Genomic DNA, 18,806 nt, shown 5'->3' on the forward strand with positions numbered 1-18,806 from the left:
ATCGCAACTCCCCTCAAACGCCCTCTTACCATGACCCGCTTTGTCACTCTGGCCACCTCGTTGGCCCTCCCGCTCGCCCTGGGACTGGTGGGCTGCTCGAAATCCGAAGAAGCCGACGCACCGCAGAAAGTGGAAGCCGGCTTCACCATGTCGGACCAGATGCTGCGGGAGCTGAAGATTGATACCGTGCGCAACGAGCCCGTGCGCGACGAGCTAAGCCTCTCGGGCCAGATTGCCACTGACGGCGACAAAACCGTGAAGGTGTACCCGCTGGTAGGCGGCGTGGTAGAGCAGCTGAGCGTAGAGCTAGGCGACCATGTAACCAAGGGCCAGGTGCTGGCCGTCATCAAGAGCGGCGAAATTGCCGACCTCCAGAACCAGAGCAGCACCGCCGGTACCGACCTCGACATTGCCCGCAAAAACCTCTCGGTGCTGGAAGACCAATACAAAGCTGGCCTAGCCTCGGAGCGTGACGTGAGCCTGGCCCGCCAGGAGCTGCGCAAGGCCCAAAGCAACGTAGGCAAAAGCCGCAAGCAACTCGGCGTGTACGGCGTGTCGGCCGATGGTACTTACACGCTACGGGCGCCCATATCGGGCTTTATCACTGAGAAGAATGTGACCGACCACATGCAGTTCAATGCCGACAACGTAGGTAACCTGTTCACGGTCAGCAACCTGGATGACGTGTGGATTATGGCCAACGTGTTCGAGTCGGACATCAGCAAGGTGAAGGAAGGCTACGCGGCCTATGTCACTACCCTCTCCTACCCCGACAAGCACTTCACTGGCCGCATCGACAAGGTATTCAACGTGCTGGACCCCGACTCCAAGGTGATGAAGGTGCGCGTGAAACTCAACAACCCCGGCTACCTACTCAAGCCCGAAATGTACGCCCAAGTGAAGGTGCTCAACACCGAAAACCAGCAAATGCTGGCCGTACCTGCTCAATGCGTGGTGTTTGACAAGGACCGCAACTTCGTGATGGTGTTTAAGGACCGTCTCCACGTGGAAACCCGCGAAGTCAAAATCGCCAAAACCGTTGGCGACGTGAGCTACGTGCAAACCGGCCTCAAAGACGGCGAGCACATCATCGCCCAAAACCAGCTTTTGGTCTACGACGAGCTGAATGATTAGAGCTAGAAAGCTAGCTCCCCTCCTCAGATGAGGAGGGGTTGGGGGTGGTTGACCGGAGCGTCAGCCCATCTACTAATACTAGTTCTATGAACTACCCAAACGACTATCAACCACCCCCAATCCCTCCTCATCTGAGGAGGGGAGCTAGGCTAGCCTTGTCTTCTTCTAGCTCTAGTTACTGCCTTCTAGCTTTTTGAAAAGCCATGAACAAATTCATCCAAGGCATTATTGCCTTTTCGCTCAAAAACCGGGGTTTCGTGTTCCTGATGACGTTTGTCGTCATTGTGGCCGGGGTGATGAGCTACCGGAACACGCCGATTGAAGCCTTTCCGGACGTCACGAACACCGAAATTACCATCATCACGCAATGGCCCGGTCGCTCGGCCGAGGAGATTGAGAAGTTCGTGACGGCGCCCATCGAAATTGCGCTGAACCCAGTGCAGAAGAAAACTAGCATTCGCAGCACCACCCTGTTTGGGCTGTCGGTGGTGAAGGTGATTTTCGATGATGGCGTGGACGATGCCTTTGCCCGGGTGCAGGTGAACAACCTGCTCAGCCAGGCCGACCTCCCCGAGGGTGCTGACCCCGACGTGCAGCCGCCCTACGGCCCCACCGGCGAGATTTTCCGCTACACCCTCAAGAGCAAGGACAAAACCACCCGCGAGCTGAAAACCCTGCAGGACTGGGTGGTGGAGCGCAACCTGAAAGCCGTGCCCGGCGTGGCCGACGTGAACAGCTTCGGCGGCGAGGTGAAGGACTACGAAATTAGTGTGAACCCCGGCAAGCTCCAGGACCTGGGCCTTACCCCCCTCGACCTTTACAACGCCATCCAGCGCAGCAACATCAACGTGGGCGGCGACGTGATAAACGAGGGCCAGCAGAACTACGTGGTGCGCGGCATCGGCCTGCTCAACAACATCGGCGACATCAACAATACGGTTATCAAGAACGTGAATGGCGCGCCCATTCTGGTGAAGGACGTGGCTATTGTGCACGAGTCGGCGCTGCCGCGGCTGGGCCGGGTGGGCCGCGGCCTGAACGACGACGTGCTGGAAGGCATTGTGGTGATGCGCAAGGGCGAAAACCCCTCTGAGGTCATTGCTCGCCTCAAAGACAAAGTAGCTGACCTTAACGACAAGATTCTGCCCGCCGACGTGAAGATTAAAACCTTCTACGACCGGCAGCAGCTCATCGACTTCTCGACTGAAACCGTGATTCACAACCTGCTGGAAGGCATTGTGCTGGTGACGGTGATTGTGTTCGTGTTTATGGCCGACTGGCGCACCACGGTGGTGGTAAGCGTGATTATCCCGCTGGCTTTGCTGTTTGCCTTCATCTGCTTGCGGCTAAAAGGCATGTCGGCCAACCTACTCAGTATGGGCGCCATCGACTTCGGCATTATCATCGACGGGGCCGTGGTGATGGTGGAAGGGCTCTTTGTGGCCCTCGACCACAAGGCCCACAAAATGGGCATGGAGCGGTTCAACAAAGTCGCCAAGCTGGGCCTCATCAAGAAAACTGGCCGCGATATGGGCAAGGCCATTTTCTTCTCCAAGGCCATCATTATCACCGCGTTGCTACCCATATTTTCCTTCGAGAAAGTGGAAGGCAAGGTGTTCAGCCCGCTGGCCTGGACGCTGGGTTTTGCTCTGCTCGGCGCCCTGATTTTCACCCTCACGCTGGTGCCGGTACTGACTTCGATTCTGCTGAAAAAGAACGTGGTGGAGAAGGATAACTTTTTTGTGCGCGGTATCAACCGGGGCGCCCAGCGGTTCTTTTCCTTCACCTACGCCCGCAAAACTGCCAGCTTGTTGGTTGCCACCGTGGCCGTGGTGCTGGGCATGGGCGCCTTCCACTTCCTGGGTTCCGAGTTCCTTCCCGAGTTGAACGAGGGCTCCATCTACGTGCGGGCCCAGCTGCCGCTGAGCATCAGCCTCGATGAGTCGAACAAGCTCTGCAACGAGATGCGTCGGGTATTCCTGTCGTTCCCCGAGGTAGGCGACGTGGTGAGCCAGACCGGCCGCCCCAACGACGGCACCGACCCCACCGGCTTCTACAACAACGAGTTTCTGGTGCAACTGAAGCACACCCCCGCGGTGGAGGCCGAAATGAAGCACAAGGACAAGCGCGAAGCCCTGATTGAGCACATGAAGGAAAAGCTCAACCGCTTCCCCGGCGTGGATTTCAACTTCTCCCAGCCCATCACCGACAACGTGGAGGAAGCCGCCTCGGGCGTGAAAGGCTCCATTGCGGTGAAGATTTACGGCACCGACCTGAAGCTGATGGAGGAAAAAGCCCGCCAGGTGTACGGCATACTCAAAAAGGTAAAGGGCATCGACGACCTGGGCGTGCTGCGCAACATTGGTCAGCCCGAGCTGCACGTGGACCTGGACGAGCAGCGCATGGCCCAGTACGGCGTGAGCAAAGCCGACGCCAACGCGGTGCTGGAAATGGCCGTGGGCGGCAAGCAGGCCTCGCAGATGTACGAGGGCGAGCGGAAATTTCTCATCCGGGTGCGCTACCAGGAGCAGTTCCGCCAGACACCCGAGGAAATTGCCGCCCTCATGGTACCCACCCAAAACGGCACCACCATTCCCCTCTCCGAAATTGCCACCATCGGCGACGTCAACGGCCCCTCGCTCATCTACCGCGACGATAACCAGCGCTTCGCCGCCGTGAAGTTCAGCATCCGGGGCCGCGACATGGGCAGCACCATCGAGGAGGCCCAGAAAAAGGTAAACGCCGTGGTGAGCCTGCCCAAAGGTTACAGCATGAAATGGACCGGCGACTTCGAAAACCAGCGTCGCGCCACCCAGCGCCTCACGCAGGTAGTGCCGGTATCGTTGGCCCTCATCTTCTTCATCCTGTTTATCCTGTTCGGCAACCTGAAAGATGCCGGGCTGGTGCTCCTGAACGTGCCGTTTGCCATCATCGGCGGCATTGCGGCGTTGCTCATCACGCACACTAACTTCAGCATCTCGGCCGGTATCGGGTTCATTGCCCTGTTCGGTATCTGCATCCAGAACGGGGTGATTCTGATATCGGTATTCAAGCAGAACATGGTGCGCAAACTCAGCCTCGATACCAGCATCCACGAGGGCGTTACCAGCCGCGTCCGCCCCGTCGTCATGACCGCCCTGATGGCGACCATCGGCCTCATGCCCGCCGCCATGAGCACCGGCATCGGCTCCGAAACCTCCAAGCCCCTCGCCATTGTGGTTATCGGCGGCCTCATCACCGGCACCATCCTTACCCTGTTCATCTTCCCGCTGATATTCGAGCGCGCCTACTGCGCCCAACACACCCACTACGGCGACGACCCACAGCTGCACCCCGAGCGGCAACAAGCCGTACTGGCGCATTAGGTTGAAACATAAAACGCCCGGTCATTGACCGGGCGTTTTGCTTGTATAGAACGATGTAGAGACGCAATATTTTTCGTCTCGTCGTTGCTGATGTTGCTTGTCCAGAACCAATCGTTCAACGACGAGACGCAAAATATTGCGTCTCTACACCGTTCAGCAACTGCTCTTGCGCCTACCAAATCAGCACGCGGCAAGACTCGAACTATTGCGTCTCTACTTCACCGCTACCCCACCCTTTTCCAGCACTTGCTGGAAGAACTGCACGTGGTAGGGCAGCGCGTTCTGCCAGTATTCCCAGGTGTGGGCGCCGGGCCGCTCGGTGTAATCGTGGGGGGTGTGGTTGTACACGAGGCGGCGGTGCACTTCGCGGTTGATTTCGATGAGGAAGTCGTCCACGCCGCAGTCGATGATCAGGGGCAGGCCGTTGGTATAAAGTTTATCGGTCATGTTGACCACCGAATTGGCGCTGTATGGGCTGGGCGCGGGTGTTTCGGGGCCGAGGATGGGGTTGAACAGGCTCTGCCGCTGCTGGGCTTCCTGGGGGTTCAGCTTGCGGTTAGTAATGCTCATGTCCAGGGCGCCGCTCATGCTGCCGGCCGCCGCAAACAGCTCCGGGTGCCGCCCTGAGAGGTACAAAGCCCCGTGCCCGCCCATCGACAGACCCGAAATAACTCGGCCTTCTTTGCGCGCTACGGTGCGGTACCGCTGGTCGATGGCCCCGATTACGTCCTTGGTAATGTAGGTTTCAAACTGGCTGCCGGGATTTACCGGCGAGTCGAGGTAGAAGCTGAACGTTTCGCCCTCGGGCATGACGATGATCAGGTTGTACTGGTCGGCGAGGCGGTGGATGAGGGTTTTGTCGGGCGTTTTGCTGCTCCAGTCGGCGAAGTGGCCGTAGGCGCCGTGCAGCAGGTAGAGCACAGGGTAGCGGGACTTCTTGTTCTTGGAGTAGGAGGCCGGCACCGCCACGGCGGCCTTGTAGGTGCGCTGCATGGCGGCACTGGCAATGGCCACGGTATCGACGGTGGCGGCGCGGGCGGCGGGGCCCAGCAGCAGCAGTAGCACCAGTAGGCGTAGGACGTTTTTCATGGAAGGGAAATGGATACAGGGGTACAGACGCGGATTTGTGACGGCTCGTTGCGGATGCCGGCCTGACAGGAGCAAAAGGCCCCGAAATACCAGGGTCCACTCCCCAACGCGCCGGGCCTAAATTGCGTCTTTATCAGCACGTTTCACCTTCTACTCCGCCTACTATGCCTGCTTCCGCTACTTTCTGGCCCGCCCTGCCCCTGGCCGCCTGGGCCGATACCCTCGCCACGCTGCACATGTACTCGCAAGTGGTGGGCAAAATTCGAATGGCCAGCACCCCGCTCGTCAACCACTTCTGGAACGTGCCGCTCTATGTTTCGGCCCGGGGCCTCACCACCTCGGCTATGCCCTACGAAGGCCGCAGCTTCCAGATTGACTTCGACTTCCTCGACCACCAGCTCATCATCCGGTGCAGCGACGGGGCCGAGCAGCGCCTGGCTCTGCAGCCCCGCTCCGTGGCCGCCTTCTACCACGAAGTGCAGCGGATGCTGGCCGAGTTGGGCATCCAAGTAAACATCTGGCCGGTGCCAGTGGAAATCGAAAACCCGATTCCGTTTGCTGAGGACGAGCAACACGCCAGCTACGACCCCGAGGCGGCCCAGCGGTTCTGGCGCGCCCTCACCCTCATTACGCCCGTGCTGGAGCAGTTCCGGGCCGGGTTCATCGGCAAATGCAGCCCGGTGCATTTCTTCTGGGGCTCGTTTGACCTGGCCGTGACGCGCTTTTCCGGCCGCTTGGCCGCGCCGCGCCCCGGTGCCGATGGCATCACCCGCGAAGCCTACTCTCACGAGGTCATTAGCCACGGCTTCTGGCCCGGCGGCAACGGGCAGGAGGCCGCTTTCTACGCCTACACCGCGCCCGCCCCGGCTGGGTTTGCTGAGGCTCCGGTGCAACCCGGCACTGCTTTCTACAGCCAGGAATTAGGTGAGTTTCTGCTGCCCTACGAAGCTGTGCGCGCTGCTCCTGATCCTGCTGCCGTACTGCGCGAGTTTCTGGAAAGCACTTACGCGGCGGGCGCCAATCTGGCCGGCTGGGACCGGCCGTCCCTGGAACGTTAGGCCTTTTTGCCTGCTCCAGGCAACGCTTGCGGGGAACAAACGCGTCTATGAATTATGCTGCCGGACTACCGCATCTGTGCCAAAAAGTTTGCAACTAGCAGCCTGATTTCACTCTCCTCTTCCCTGCTATGACCAAAGCTTTCCTCCTGAGCCTGGGGTTGCTGGCCGCCGCGCCCGCCCTGGCCCAGCAAGCCCCCGCCCGTCCTGATTCCACCGTCCTGCAGCAGTACCGCGAGTCGGCCCGCAAAGTCAACGCCCTGGTACACACCAAACTGGATGTGCGCTTCGATTACGCCAAACGCCAGCTTATCGGCAAGGAATGGGTAACGCTGCAGCCCTTTGCTTACGCCACCGACTCGCTGCGGCTCGATGCCAAAGGCATGGATATCAAATCGGTGACGATGGTGAACGGCACCGACACCAAGACCCTAAAGTACCGCTACAACAACGAGCAGCTCGACATTGACCTGGACCGCCTATATGCCCCCGGTCAGCAGTACACTGTGTATCTGGAGTACGTAGCCAAGCCCGAAGAGTTGAAGGCTAAAGGCAGCGCCGCTATTACCGATGCCAAGGGCCTGTATTTCATCAACCCTGACAGCACCGAGGCCGGCAAACCCCGCCAGATCTGGACCCAGGGCGAGACGGAAAGCTCCTCGGCCTGGTTCCCGACCATTGACCGTACCAACCAGAAAACTACCGCCGAAATCAGCATGACGGTGCCCGCGCGCTACGTCACGCTCAGCAACGGCGCTCTCACGGCCCAGAAGCAAAACCCCGACGGCACCCGCACCGACACTTGGAAGCAGGAGCTGCCCCACGCGCCTTACCTGTTCATGATGGCCGTGGGCGACTTCAAGATTGCCAAGGATACCTGGCGCGGTAAGGAAGTGAGCTATTATCTGGAGCCCAAGTACGCACCCTTCGCCAAGCAGATTTTCGGCAATACGCCCGAAATGCTGGAGTTTTTCTCCCAGCGCCTCGGCGTGGAGTACGCCTGGAACAAGTATGCCCAGGTGGTGGTGCGCGACTACGTGAGCGGAGCCATGGAAAACACCTCGGCCACACTGCACGGGGAGTTTTTGCAGAAGGATGCCCGTGAACTGCTGGATGCCGAGTACGCCAACGGCGAATCGGTCATTGCCCACGAGCTGTTCCACCAGTGGTTTGGCGACTTGGTAACGGCCGAAAGCTGGAGCAACCTGACGGTGAACGAGTCGTTTGCCGACTTCTCGGAAGCCCTCTGGGCCGAGCACAAGTACGGCCAGGACGCCGGTGATGCCCACGCCTACATAAACATGCGCAACTACCTGCGCAGCCCCAAAGACGCCCAGAAGCACCTCGTGCGCTTCCACTACGCCGACAAGGAGGACATGTTTGATCTGGTAAGCTACCAGAAGGGCGGCCAGATTCTGAACATGCTCCGCAGCCACCTCGGCGACGACGTGTTCTTCGGCGGCCTCAAAAAGTACCTGACCGATAACAAGTTCGGCACCGGCGAAGCCCATCAGCTGCGTTTGGCCCTGGAGGCCGTGTCGGGCCAGGATCTGAACTGGTTCTTTAACCAATGGTACTACGGCACCGGCCACCCCGTGGTGACTATTGATTACGCATATGATGCTGCCCGCAAGGAGCAGGCCGTCACCATCAAGCAAACCCAGCCCGGCACCGTTTTCCAGCTGCCGATGGCGGTGGATGTGTACGTGAATGGCAAAGCCCAGCGGCATCAGGTGGTCATGACCCAGGCCACCGAAACCTTCCGCTTCCCGGCTGCCAGCAAGCCTACCTTGGTAAACGTGGATGCCGAAAAGGTGCTGCTGTGGCAGAAAACCGATAACAAGCCTTTCGCCGAATTCGCCTACCAGTTCAAGAACGGCCCGCGCTACGTTGACCGGCGCGAAGCCGTGGCCGCTGCCACCGCCCTGCCCCCTACCGATGCTGCCGCCCGTCAGCTGTTGCTGTCGGCCCTAAACGACAAGCACACCGGCCTGCGCATGGCCGCTTTGGCCGGCCTCAAGCTCGATGATAAAGCCGTGCAGAAAGCCGCCGCGCCGGCTATTCGCAAGCAGTTGGCTCAGGAGAAAAACACCAACGTACAGGCTGCCTTGCTGGGAGCCCTCGGTCGGCTGAAGGATAAGAAGGACGAAAAAATCTTTACTAAATCCCTCGAAAGCCAGTCGTATGTAGTGCAGGGCGCAGCGCTGGAAGGCCTGGCCGCCGTGCAGCCCAAAGCTGCTCTGGCCCGCGCCAAAACCTTGGAGCCCACGGCCAAAGGAGCCGTGGCCAACGCCATTGCCAGCGTGTACGCCGAGCAGGGCGACGCCAGCACCTGGCCCTACGTGCGCAACCGCTTCGATGCGGCCGGACCGCAGGATAAGTTTCAGCTGCTGGAAAGTCTGGTGGGGTACATGACGCGTCTCTCCGATGCAACCGTGCTCAACGAAGGCACGGAGCGCCTGCAGAAACTGGCCGTGCAGTATAAAAAGTACGGCGTGGACGAGCCCATTCTGCAAATGCTGGACAAGGTGAAGCAGAGCAAGCCTGCCGACCAGCAGGCTACCGTACAGGCCGCCATGGACGCCATCAAGAAGGCTGAGTAATTTCCCTGTTTCTTGATTTTATCAAAAAGGCCGGACGCTGTTCCGGCCTTTTTTTGTGGGTGTCATTAGGCCGGCAACAGCCTCTATATGGATGAATTTCAACGATTAACTGGCAACGCAAATACGCGAGCCGGGTTACGCCATCTTCTAAAAATCGAACTTTTATGCGCTGGGTGGCGTCGGAGGGACATGCGTACGACCACTCTGCTGACCGCCGGGGCTTTGCTTCTGGCCGGCCCGGCCCGCACCCTGGCCCAGACCACCGACCCCAACGCCACCAACGGCGAGTCGCCCTTTGTGCGCCTGCTCCGCCCCGACCGGCCCGGGCAGACCGTTACCACCAACATGCTGTATCCCGGCCAGTTTCAGCTGGAAACCGGCCTGACCCGCGCCGAAGCAGGCGGCAGCGTGGGCTACCCCGGGCGTACGGCTTGGGGCAGTACGCTGCGCGTGGGCTTCTTCAACCACATTGAACTGCGCGCCACGCAGCATTACCTGCTGGCTCCGCCCGCCACCCGCCTCACTGATGGCGCCCCAACTCCTTACGCCGGTCCGAATGGGTTTGCGCCGCTTAATGTAGGAGCCAAATTCCTGGCTTCCAGCACGCAGAATGCCCGCTCGCAGGTGGTTGTGCTCTTCGATATGAACCTGCGCAACGGCAACGCCAGCTTCGGAGAGAAGCAGTTTGAGCCCGGTGGGCGTTTGCTGGTTTCGCAACAGTTGGGGCAACGGTTTGGGCTGGAAGGCAACTTTGGCTTCCGGCAGCGCGGTTTCAAGGCCGAAGGCACCAAGCAAGGCCAGTACCTGACGACACTGGCCCTCAACGGCCCGATCGGACCATCCACCCATTTTGGCTTTCTGGCCGAAACCTATGCCACCTGGCAGCGGCAGCAGGGCTGGCGGCCGGGCCTCACCTCAGGCCTATACTACCGCCCCGCGCCCGGCCTGCGCCTCGATGTGACGGCTGGCCACGGCCTCAGTACCAACGCCGGCGGCCTGACCGTAGGAGCAGGCTTGGCCATAAGGCTGGGCAACTAGTGCTTACCTGAGCAATTGGCAATCCGATGACTAGATTGCCAATTGCTTTACTTGCCTGCTTTCTTGGTCATGCGCACACTAGCAATACACCGGAACCCCAGCCAGTTCTGCGGGCCCTGATATGCCTGCCGCGAATCCAGCTTTAGCTCCGTAACGGAAGTTTTGAACGAGCCACCTTTAGCGAGGCCTTTCGTGGCGGTCATTTCGGCTACGTTACCGATGATGTTTTGCAGCCCGAAGCCGTTGGGTGGGCCGATAGTGGTGGACTGCAAAGGGAATTTTTCCTTGACGGGCGCGCAGTAAAACACCTGGTTACTCCCGGCCAGATAGAAGTTTTCCCGTAGGTTATAGGGCAGCTCGTACGCCGTTTCGGTGGCCGGGTGCGCCAGATGCTGCGCATCAAGGCAGGCGACTAGGTCTTCGTACTCCGCTAGTTTCTGGGGCCGGGGCTTACGGATGGAGCGGGTTTGCACCAGCTCAAACGGGCGCGGACCGGGTGGCAGGTTACCTGCAGCTGCCTGCGTCCACTCGGCCTCCGTGGGCAGGCGGTATTCCACCGTTACGTCGTAGTCGCGTAGCTCGGGGTGTTGCTTCCGGAACTCGGCTCCCTGGAAATAGCCTTTGTTTACCATTACACTGCGCCAGTGGCAGTAGGCCCGTGCCTGCTCATACGTAATTCCGGTGGCTGGATGAAAGCGGTACGCCGGAGCCCGAAAGTAGGACTGGGGCGGGGTGGCCTGCTCAGGGTCGGGCACAGGTTGCCAGCCGGTGGAATCCGGCAGTTGCGTCCGGTAAAAGGCCAGCGCCGAGTCGCGGCGGATAAAATGCAGATACTCCAACCAGTGTAGGTTAGCTACTTCGGCCTCATCCATGAACAGGTTTTCAGCTACGCGGGCGGTACCGGGCGGTTCGGGCAAAGCTGGCGTGCCGGCAGCAGGGCGGTTGTTTTGAGCGGCCACGGTAAGCGGCAACGCCAGCAGGAGAAACGTGAGTTGGAGCGGATGTAGCAGCTTCATAAATGTTACTAGCGGAGCAGGCCGGGAGCACCACGCAGACCGGCAGACCGCAAGATATCATCCAGACTGTTGTCATGACTCCGGACAATGTTTTCTGCCTGCTTATCCCTTCTTTTTCAGCTGAATCCAGCCAGAATGCGTATTTCCTGCAACATATTCTTTTCTTCTGATCTATGTGGATTGTCTTTTCGTTGCTGGCAGCTTTGTCAGCAGCTGTAGTAGTGACGCTTTCCAAAATCGGGGTTAAAAACCTTGAATCCAGCGTGGCCTTCGCCATTCAGTCGGTACTGATTGTGACGGTAGCGTGGAGTGTGGTGGCATGGCAGGGCCATCTGGGGCAGGTACAGCAAATTGACCGCCGTACTTGGCTGTTTCTCATTGCAGCCGGCATTATTACCTGCGCCTCTTCGTTGTTCTCCTTTCAGGCCCTGAAACTAGGGCAGGCCTCCCGCACCTCGTCCTTCGACAAGATTTCGCTGGTATTTTCCATCCTGCTGGCCGTATTCTTCCTGAAGGAAAAAATAACCTGGCAAGTAATACTGGGAGCCACTCTAATGGCCGGCGGGGCTGTGCTGATTGCATTTACTAAGCCGGCAGAATAAGGTAAACCAGTGAGGCCGCAACACAACACGGGCAGGTAGCATATGTTGCGTTGCGGCCTTATCTGCTCACACCGTCAGCACAATTTTGCCGGCGGCGCGTCCGGTTTCACTGTAGCGGTGGGCCTCGGCGGTTTCCTGCAAGGGAAACGTTCTATCAATAATTACCCGCACAGTACCCGCTTGCAGCCAAGCCGATATCAGGGCCAGATCAGCGCCCCGCTCTTTGGCGAAAAATACGTGCGACGATTTCGTGGAAAAGGCCGTGGCCAGTTTATCCGTGATGATGGCGGCGGGCTCGGGCGTGGTGGTCACGTAGCGGCCATTGCGGCGCAATGCGTGCTGGCAGGCGGTGTAACTGCTTTTGCCCACGGCATCAAAAATCAGGTCGTAGTGGCTTAGGTCTTTGGTGAAGTCGTGCTCGTGGTGGTCCAGTACTCGGTCGGCCCCCAGACTACGCACCAGTTCAGCATTATCGGGGCCGCACACGCCGGTCACTTCACCGGCACCCAATGCTTTGGCTATCTGCACCGCAAACGTTCCTACGCCTCCCGAAGCTCCGTTAATCAGCACCCGGTCGCCAGATAGTAGCTGGCCATGTTGGTACAGGGCCTGAAATGCCGTGAGGGCGGCCAGTGGCACGGCTCCGGCTTCCTCAAAGGTGAGGTTGGCAGGAATGAAAGCAGCCACCGTTTCAGCCAGCAAGGCACATTCCGCGTTGCCGCCCCCTACGCCGTCGTTGGGCATGCCGTATACCCGGTCACCTATTTTGAAGCGGGTTATATTAGCTCCTACGGCCACTACCTCGCCGGCCACGTCGCGGCCTGGAATCTTAGGGAATTTTTGCCCCGTTATCAGCTTCATATCGCCCTGGCGCACTTTCCAGTCGATTGGGTTGATGCTGCTGGCCCGCACACGCACCAGAATCTGGTCGGCTTTGGGCGTGGGCTTGGGCTGTTCGCCGTAGCGCAGCACGTCGGCAGAGCCGTATTCTTCGAAATAGATGGCGTTCATGGAGAAAGGGAATAGGGAAAAGACTACTAGAAACAGCCGGTGTGGGTCCGAATCAGCCTGATTTTGCCACTGTACGCAACTTGGCTGCTCAGGGCTGCCGGTCAACCTTTCTTCAAGCATTTTGCGTATGTTGGCGCAGGTATTTCTCCCATCTTTAGCCGCGCCCTCCGTGACGCCGACGCTACACCCCGAGTTGTGGGAGAAAATCAGCCGCTTTGAGCTGGATGACCCGGCGGCGGCCCTGTCGTTTACCGACCGGCTGGCTCGTGAAAACGGCTGGTCCCTACCCTTTACCCTCCAAGCAGTAGAGGAGTACAAGCGCTTCATGTTCCTGCTGTGCGTGACGGACCACCCGCTCACGCCCTCCGATGCGGTGGATCAGGTCTGGCATCTACACCTGCTGTACACCCGCTCCTACTGGATCGATTTCTGCCAGTATACGCTGGAGCGGCCCGTTCATCATGGGCCCACGCGCGGCGGCTCGCCAGAGCAGGCCAAGTTCGACGGCTGGTATACCTACACCCTTACGCAGTACGCGGAGGTGTTCGGGCAGGAGCCGCCCGTTGCGGTGTGGCCGTCGCTGGCCATCCGGTTTCGGGCCGCGCGTTTCTGCCGCGTTGATTTACGCACGCATTGGCTGTTACCAAGCTTTCTTTTTTATGGCGTCCGAAGTAGCCTTCGCCTTTCCCCAGGCCCGCCCCACTGAGTTGCTGGCGCTGCTGGCCGATACCACCCCGCCACTACGGCAGCTGCTGCGGCTCACGTTTCTGGATTTGCTGCGCCAGCGGGTATTGCTGCTGGAAGAACGCGCCTCGCAGCCCAATCCGCGCGACCCAGCTACGGTAGTACGCTACGTACAGCCGGGGCCGGCCATGACTGCTTACCAGCCCCGACCTTACGAGGCGCTGCTGCTCCGGCCATTTTTGACGCAGGGTTTCGGGCAGTTGCAGCTACGACATTTTGTCAAAATGGCCTACGAGCAGGCCCTCACCGGCAGCTGGTACGCGGGCATTATCCGGCGGGCCGAGCCGTTGCAGCCGCTTTACCAGGCCGCGTGGTGGCGACGGTGGCTGGATTTACCGCTGCTGACACCTGCCGGAGCCCTCCTGCGCGAACAGGTGCACCAAGAGTTATACCAGCACGACAGCCGCCTTAATCAGCTCGCCCGCCACGATGCGGAAGCGGCCCTGCAACTGGCCGAGGACCTCGGGGGGCTGTTGTTTTTGCTGCCCACATTCCGCTCCCCGGTGGGACATGCACTCGACCAGGAACTGCACCGCGTGCAGCGCGAGCAAACAGTTATAACTGCCGACGGCGGCAGTACCTACGACTCTTGGGAGAACTGCGGCCACCACTTCGACAGTTGCGCCGATGCAGCCGGCGGCGACCACGGCGGCTCCGGCTGCGGGAGTGACTCCGGCTGTGGTGGTGACTCCGGCTGTGGTGGTGACTCCGGCTGTGGTGGTGACTCCGGCTGTGGTGGTTGCGGTGGCGATTAGGCCGCCAGCCACAGTAACCTAATCGCCACCAACAGTTTTACCACCACTTTTTAGCATCAGATACATACTTGCCATAGACGCAAAAAACCGCCCTACCCAATGGATAGGACGGTTCCACACATCGAAAGCGCACTCCCCTCAGACTACGCCCGATGATGCTGGAGCGGCAGGCTTAGCTGGCCTGACGCATGGTTTCTTTGCCTGCTTTTTTGGTTTCCTTTGCCGCTTCGTCCGTCAGCTCGGGTTTGCTGGCGGTGAGGCCGGGCTGCTCCACTTCCTTTTCCAGCACTTTGGCGGCATGCTGCATAGCGTGGGTGCCGTAGATGTGCTCCAGCTCCGCAATCAGGTTGTCCTCTACCTGCAGATCTTTCAGCAGGCCTTCTTTGATATCGTACACCAACCCGTGCAAACGAGGTGGTTTGGCACCTTTGCGGGCGTTCTGAATAATGCTGGTCTTGGCGAGGTTGCGCACCTGCTCAATCACATTTAGCTCTACTAGCCGACGCAGACGGGCATCGTCGTCCTTGATGCGCAGGAACTCCATTTCGTGCATCCGGATGACGTCGCGGATATTGGTCAGCCAGCCATCAATGAGGCCGTACTGCTTGTTGCTGGCCGCTGCTGCCACGCCGCCGCAGCCGTAGTGGCCTACCACCATTATATCCTCTACACCCAGCACTTCCACCGCGTATTGCAGCACCGACAGCAGGTTGTAATCGGTGTGGATAACGAGGTTGGCAATGTTCCGATGCACAAACATTTCGCCAGGCCCGGTACCGGTGATGGCCGAGGCCGGCACCCGCGAATCGGAGCAGCCAATGAACAGGTATCTGGGCTTTTGGCCGTCGGCCAGCCGGTTGAAGAAGTCCGGGTCCTTGGCCCGCTTCTCTTCAACCCACTTGCGGTTATTATCCAGAATTGGTTCGATGCCTGTCATATGGAGTGGATGGGTAAACGGGTGACTTGTTGATTGAGCAAAGGGCTGAATAGCTACGTATCGGAAGCAGAACTATTTGTTAGGCCTTTATCCGTTTGTTCATCCAGCAGTTTGTGCTAATGGCCCAGCACCTGAACCTGCGGAATGGCCCGCAACTCCAGCTGAATCCCGCGTTCCGGGGCCGAGAGGCGGAAGTTCTCAATGGCTTCCAGCACATCGTAATCAATGAACGAGGAGTCGGAGCCGTCAATAAGCACGTTGGTGTCGTTGGGCAGCTCATCCAGTACTTTCACGATGCTGGCCTTGTTGAGAAAGGATACCTGCTCCGATAACTTGAGATGGACGGGTCCCGCCTGCTGCGAGGCTGGTTTACTCAGGAAATACGCCGACTCATAATTGGCCTTCAGAATGTAGAAGATGCCAATGGCCAGACCAACCGTCACGCCTTTCAGCAGGTCAGTGAACAGAATGGCCAGAATAGTGACGATAAACGGCAGGAACTGCTGCCATCCCAAACGCCACTGCGTAACATATAGGGCGGGTTTCGTGAGTTTGTAGCCGACCACCAGCAGCACCGCAGCCAGCGCCGAGTAAGGCACCTGGTTCAAAATGGATTCCAGAAACAAGAGGCTCACCAGCAGCAGCAAGCCGTGGAAGAAGGAAGCCATACGCGTTTGCCCGCCGGCATTGATGTTAGCCGAGCTGCGCACGATAACGGCCGTAATGGGCAAGCCGCCCAGTAAGCCGCTAATGATATTGCCTGCTCCCTGCGCCATTAGCTCCCGGTTGGTAGGCGTAACGCGCTTGTGCGGGTCGAGCTTATCCACTGCTTTTACACTCAGCAAGGATTCCAGCGACGCCACCACGGCAATGGTGAAGGCTACCATCACGAAGCCCGGGTGCTTCAGTGCCGACCAGTCGGGTTTGGAAAAAGCGGCCGTAAAGTCGCGCCAAGAGGTAATATCAGGCAGATTTACTAAGTGCTGGGGTCGGATGCGCAATACCGGAGCAGCTACATCAAGCAGGTTATTAAGTCCGATGGCCAGTAGTACCACAATGAGCGCGCCAGGTATCAGCCGCAGGGACTTTACCCGCTTGACTACCCGCTCTTCCCAGAACAGCAATACGCTCAGGGATACCAGTCCGACCAACGTAGAGCCGGCTCCAATTCCCTGCATAGCCTTTTCAATGGCCGAAAAGGTGTTCTGCCCATCGAACTGCAGAAAGTTCATATCCTCAAAATAGTCGGCATCGGCCCCTATTAAGTGCGGAATCTGCTTGAGAATAAGCGTGAGGCCAATAGCGGCCAGCATTCCCCGGATGACGGACGTAGGAAAGTACAGCCCGATGATACCCGCTTTGAGCACCCCGAGAATCACCTGTATAATACCCGCAATAACCACGGCCGCCAGTACCGCCTCGAAGGACCCCAACGTACTCAGCGAAGCCAGAATGATGCTGGTGAGGCCGGCCGCCGGGCCGCTGGCACTCAACTGCGAGCCGCTCAGCCACGATACTACCACGCCCCCTACAATGCCTGCAATAACGCCAGCCAGCAACGGTGCCCCGGAGGCCAAGGAAATACCCAGGCACAGCGGCAGCGCCACCAAGAAAACAACCAGGCCAGCTGGCAGGTCTTTACTCAGGGACTGCCACGGCGACGACGGTAAACCGGCGGGCCGCTGCATATTCGGTGTTTCGGAAACCCGGGCAACTTTCAACATGGGACGAGGGGAGGCAATAGAGGGCGGAGCAGTCCGGTCGGCCTTTCCAGGCCCATCGGATTAATGCAAGTCTACAGCCAGCTCGTTAAGACCTAATTAAAAGCAAGTTAAAAACAAATTAAAATTTCAATTATTTGATTATCAATCAATTATCCAACATACAGTAATAGGTTACCTGCCTCATGTAAAGTTGAGCGGAGCCAAAAATCGTAACACGCTGACCGGATACAACTTATAGAATATGAAACATCGACTGTGCGTAATGACGTCAGACAATGGCCGTCGGCAGATTCAGGGTTACTGCTGTGCCCCGGCCCAGTTCGCTTTCCACCTTGATTTCACCTTCGTGCAGTTCCATGATTTTGGCGGTGAGGGGCAGCCCGATACCGTGGCCCGGCACGGTTCGTACAGCATCGGCCCGAAAAAAGGGCACGAATACCTGTTGGCGGTCAGCCTCCGTCATGCCCACGCCCCGGTCGCGCACGGTAAGAAGCACATGAGTGCGGGAGGTGGTGAGCGTAGCTACTACCGGAGCCAGACTACCGACTGAGAACTTGCAGGCATTTTCCAGAATATTCAGGAAGGCGGAAAGCAGCAGGGCTTCATTGCCCAGCACCCCAAACGGCACGCGGCGCGGCGCGTCGGGCGTTTCGCTGAAGTCCAGATCAATGCGGCAGGTGGGGTGGCGGCGGTGGACTTCCTCGTGCGCCTGCAGCAACAGTTCATCCAGGCGCACCAGAGTGCGCGGTACCTGCGAGGGGTCGTCGGAGGCGCGGGCAATCTGGAGCAGGCCGTTGGTAAGGTCCTTCAGCAGGCGGGCCGCATCAAGGGTACTTTGCAGCACCCGGCGGTACTCCTGGGAGCTGCGCTCCTGTTGTAACAGAGACACCTCCAGCTGCCCGATGATGGCCGCCAGCGGGGTACGCAGCTCGTGCGAGGCGTCGCGCACGAAGGTGCGCTGCCCCGCAAAGGCCGTCTCTAAGCGGTTGAGCAGGCTGTTGAACCGCTGGGCCAGCAACGACACCTCATCCTGCCCATCGGCCTGCGACAAGCGGCGGTGTAGGTCGGAGGCCGTGATGCTATCCACCTCCTGAATAATGCGTTTCATGGGTTTCAGGGCCTGGCCGGCAAAGAACCACCCGCCAATACCCACTATCACGAAGGAAGCCAGCAGCCCAAACGTGAGCACCGTGGCCAGATCCTGCAGCTTCTGGCGGCTGTCGGCATCTACTGATGAAGCTACCACCACAAAGTCGCCGCGCACGGCGTCGCGGTACAGCAGGCCCACGGTCTGGCGGTAGCTGTCCTCCAGTACCACTTCCCGGCCATCGGTGCGTACCAAGCGCAACAGATCCTGCGGTACGGCTTCGCGGCCAGCCAGCCCTTCCTCAAATACCACTTGGTTGCTGGTGTCGAAGACCCGCACTTCCTCTTCGGGCAGGGTGCGATAAAACTGCCGCAGGTAGCGCCGGTAAGAAGCCCGGCTTTCCTCATCTTCCCGCCGGGTGCCATCGAGGTAGACGTGGGCCACGATGCGGGCCCGGGCAAACAGGCTCTCACTGAATGCCTCCCGCCGCGACTGATAGGTGAAGAAGTAAATCACCGCCGAAAACAGCAGAAGCGTCACAACCAGAATAGCGGCAAACTGCAGCGTCAGGCGGGTGCGGATGGACATTTATGCAAGGTGGTTGAATGTGGAAAATGTGGGAAATGTGAGTAGTGCGGGGTAGCAA

The 18,806-nt window shown here is 59.0% G+C and carries 14 protein-coding genes; 8 read left to right on the forward strand and 6 right to left on the reverse strand.

What is annotated here, in order from left to right; all coding sequences use genetic code 11:
• Positions 1–30 precede the first annotated feature (30 nt).
• Together HSW_RS14705 and HSW_RS14710 are read left to right on the forward strand one after the other, a co-directional pair.
• The gene (locus HSW_RS14705) at positions 31–1,134 is read left to right on the forward strand and encodes an efflux RND transporter periplasmic adaptor subunit (protein WP_044002544.1); all 1,104 of its coding nucleotides are present in this window, start codon (positions 31–33) and stop codon (positions 1,132–1,134) included.
• Between the two features lie 203 nt (positions 1,135–1,337).
• The gene (locus HSW_RS14710; RefSeq protein WP_044002545.1) at positions 1,338–4,499 is read left to right on the forward strand and encodes an efflux RND transporter permease subunit; all 3,162 of its coding nucleotides are present in this window, start codon (positions 1,338–1,340) and stop codon (positions 4,497–4,499) included.
• A gap of 213 nt (positions 4,500–4,712) precedes the next feature.
• Here HSW_RS14710 and HSW_RS14715 read toward each other — a convergent pair whose 3' ends face one another.
• On the reverse strand, positions 4,713–5,588 hold the full coding sequence (locus HSW_RS14715) for an alpha/beta hydrolase (RefSeq protein ID WP_044002546.1): 876 nt from the start codon (positions 5,586–5,588) through the stop codon (positions 4,713–4,715).
• A 164-nt stretch (positions 5,589–5,752) separates the two neighbouring features.
• Here HSW_RS14715 and HSW_RS14720 point away from each other — a divergent pair, with 164 nt between their 5' ends.
• The 3 genes from HSW_RS14720 (at position 5,753) to HSW_RS14730 (ending at position 10,284) form a co-directional block, all read left to right on the forward strand.
• On the forward strand, positions 5,753–6,646 hold the full coding sequence (locus HSW_RS14720) for a DUF5996 family protein (protein ID WP_044002547.1): 894 nt from the start codon (positions 5,753–5,755) through the stop codon (positions 6,644–6,646).
• Between the two features lie 128 nt (positions 6,647–6,774).
• Complete coding sequence (locus HSW_RS14725) at positions 6,775–9,246, forward strand: M1 family metallopeptidase (protein ID WP_044002548.1); 2,472 nt, start codon at positions 6,775–6,777, stop codon at positions 9,244–9,246.
• Between the two features lie 189 nt (positions 9,247–9,435).
• On the forward strand, positions 9,436–10,284 hold the full coding sequence (locus HSW_RS14730; protein ID WP_044002549.1) for a transporter: 849 nt from the start codon (positions 9,436–9,438) through the stop codon (positions 10,282–10,284).
• Positions 10,285–10,331: 47 nt separating this feature from the next.
• On the opposite strand, the gene HSW_RS14735 is transcribed toward HSW_RS14730, so the two are convergent.
• Complete coding sequence (locus tag HSW_RS14735) at positions 10,332–11,300, reverse strand: formylglycine-generating enzyme family protein (RefSeq protein ID WP_044002550.1); 969 nt, start codon at positions 11,298–11,300, stop codon at positions 10,332–10,334.
• A 173-nt stretch (positions 11,301–11,473) separates the two neighbouring features.
• Between HSW_RS14735 and HSW_RS14740 the strand changes: the two genes are divergently transcribed.
• Positions 11,474–11,902, forward strand: a complete 429-nt coding sequence (locus HSW_RS14740; RefSeq protein ID WP_044002551.1) for an EamA family transporter — start codon at positions 11,474–11,476, stop codon at positions 11,900–11,902.
• A 66-nt stretch (positions 11,903–11,968) separates the two neighbouring features.
• On the opposite strand, the gene HSW_RS14745 is transcribed toward HSW_RS14740, so the two are convergent.
• Entirely contained in the window at positions 11,969–12,913 is a 945-nt protein-coding gene (locus tag HSW_RS14745) for an NAD(P)-dependent alcohol dehydrogenase (RefSeq protein ID WP_044002552.1), read from the reverse strand.
• 169 nt (positions 12,914–13,082) lie between these two features.
• Between HSW_RS14745 and HSW_RS14750 the strand changes: the two genes are divergently transcribed.
• Positions 13,083–13,619 (forward strand): glycine-rich domain-containing protein, encoded by a 537-nt coding sequence (locus HSW_RS14750; RefSeq protein ID WP_071883210.1) that lies wholly within the window; start codon positions 13,083–13,085, stop codon positions 13,617–13,619.
• Complete coding sequence (locus HSW_RS24570) at positions 13,573–14,412, forward strand: hypothetical protein (protein ID WP_044002553.1); 840 nt, start codon at positions 13,573–13,575, stop codon at positions 14,410–14,412. Before HSW_RS14750 ends, HSW_RS24570 begins: the two co-directional genes overlap by 47 nt.
• 172 nt (positions 14,413–14,584) lie before the next feature.
• On the opposite strand, the gene HSW_RS14760 is transcribed toward HSW_RS24570, so the two are convergent.
• The 3 genes from HSW_RS14760 to HSW_RS14770 all read right to left on the reverse strand — a co-directional run bounded on the left by HSW_RS14760 (position 14,585) and on the right by HSW_RS14770 (position 18,748).
• Entirely contained in the window at positions 14,585–15,349 is a 765-nt protein-coding gene (locus HSW_RS14760) for a carbonic anhydrase (RefSeq protein ID WP_231501298.1), read from the reverse strand.
• Positions 15,350–15,465: 116 nt separating this feature from the next.
• Entirely contained in the window at positions 15,466–17,073 is a 1,608-nt protein-coding gene (locus HSW_RS14765) for a SulP family inorganic anion transporter (protein WP_081768427.1), read from the reverse strand.
• Positions 17,074–17,341: 268 nt separating this feature from the next.
• The gene (locus HSW_RS14770) at positions 17,342–18,748 is read right to left on the reverse strand and encodes a sensor histidine kinase (protein ID WP_044002554.1); all 1,407 of its coding nucleotides are present in this window, start codon (positions 18,746–18,748) and stop codon (positions 17,342–17,344) included.
• Between the last annotated feature and the right edge of the window lie 58 nt (positions 18,749–18,806).

This window comes from Hymenobacter swuensis DY53, from assembly GCF_000576555.1.
Classification (GTDB): Bacteria; Bacteroidota; Bacteroidia; order Cytophagales; family Hymenobacteraceae; genus Hymenobacter; species Hymenobacter swuensis.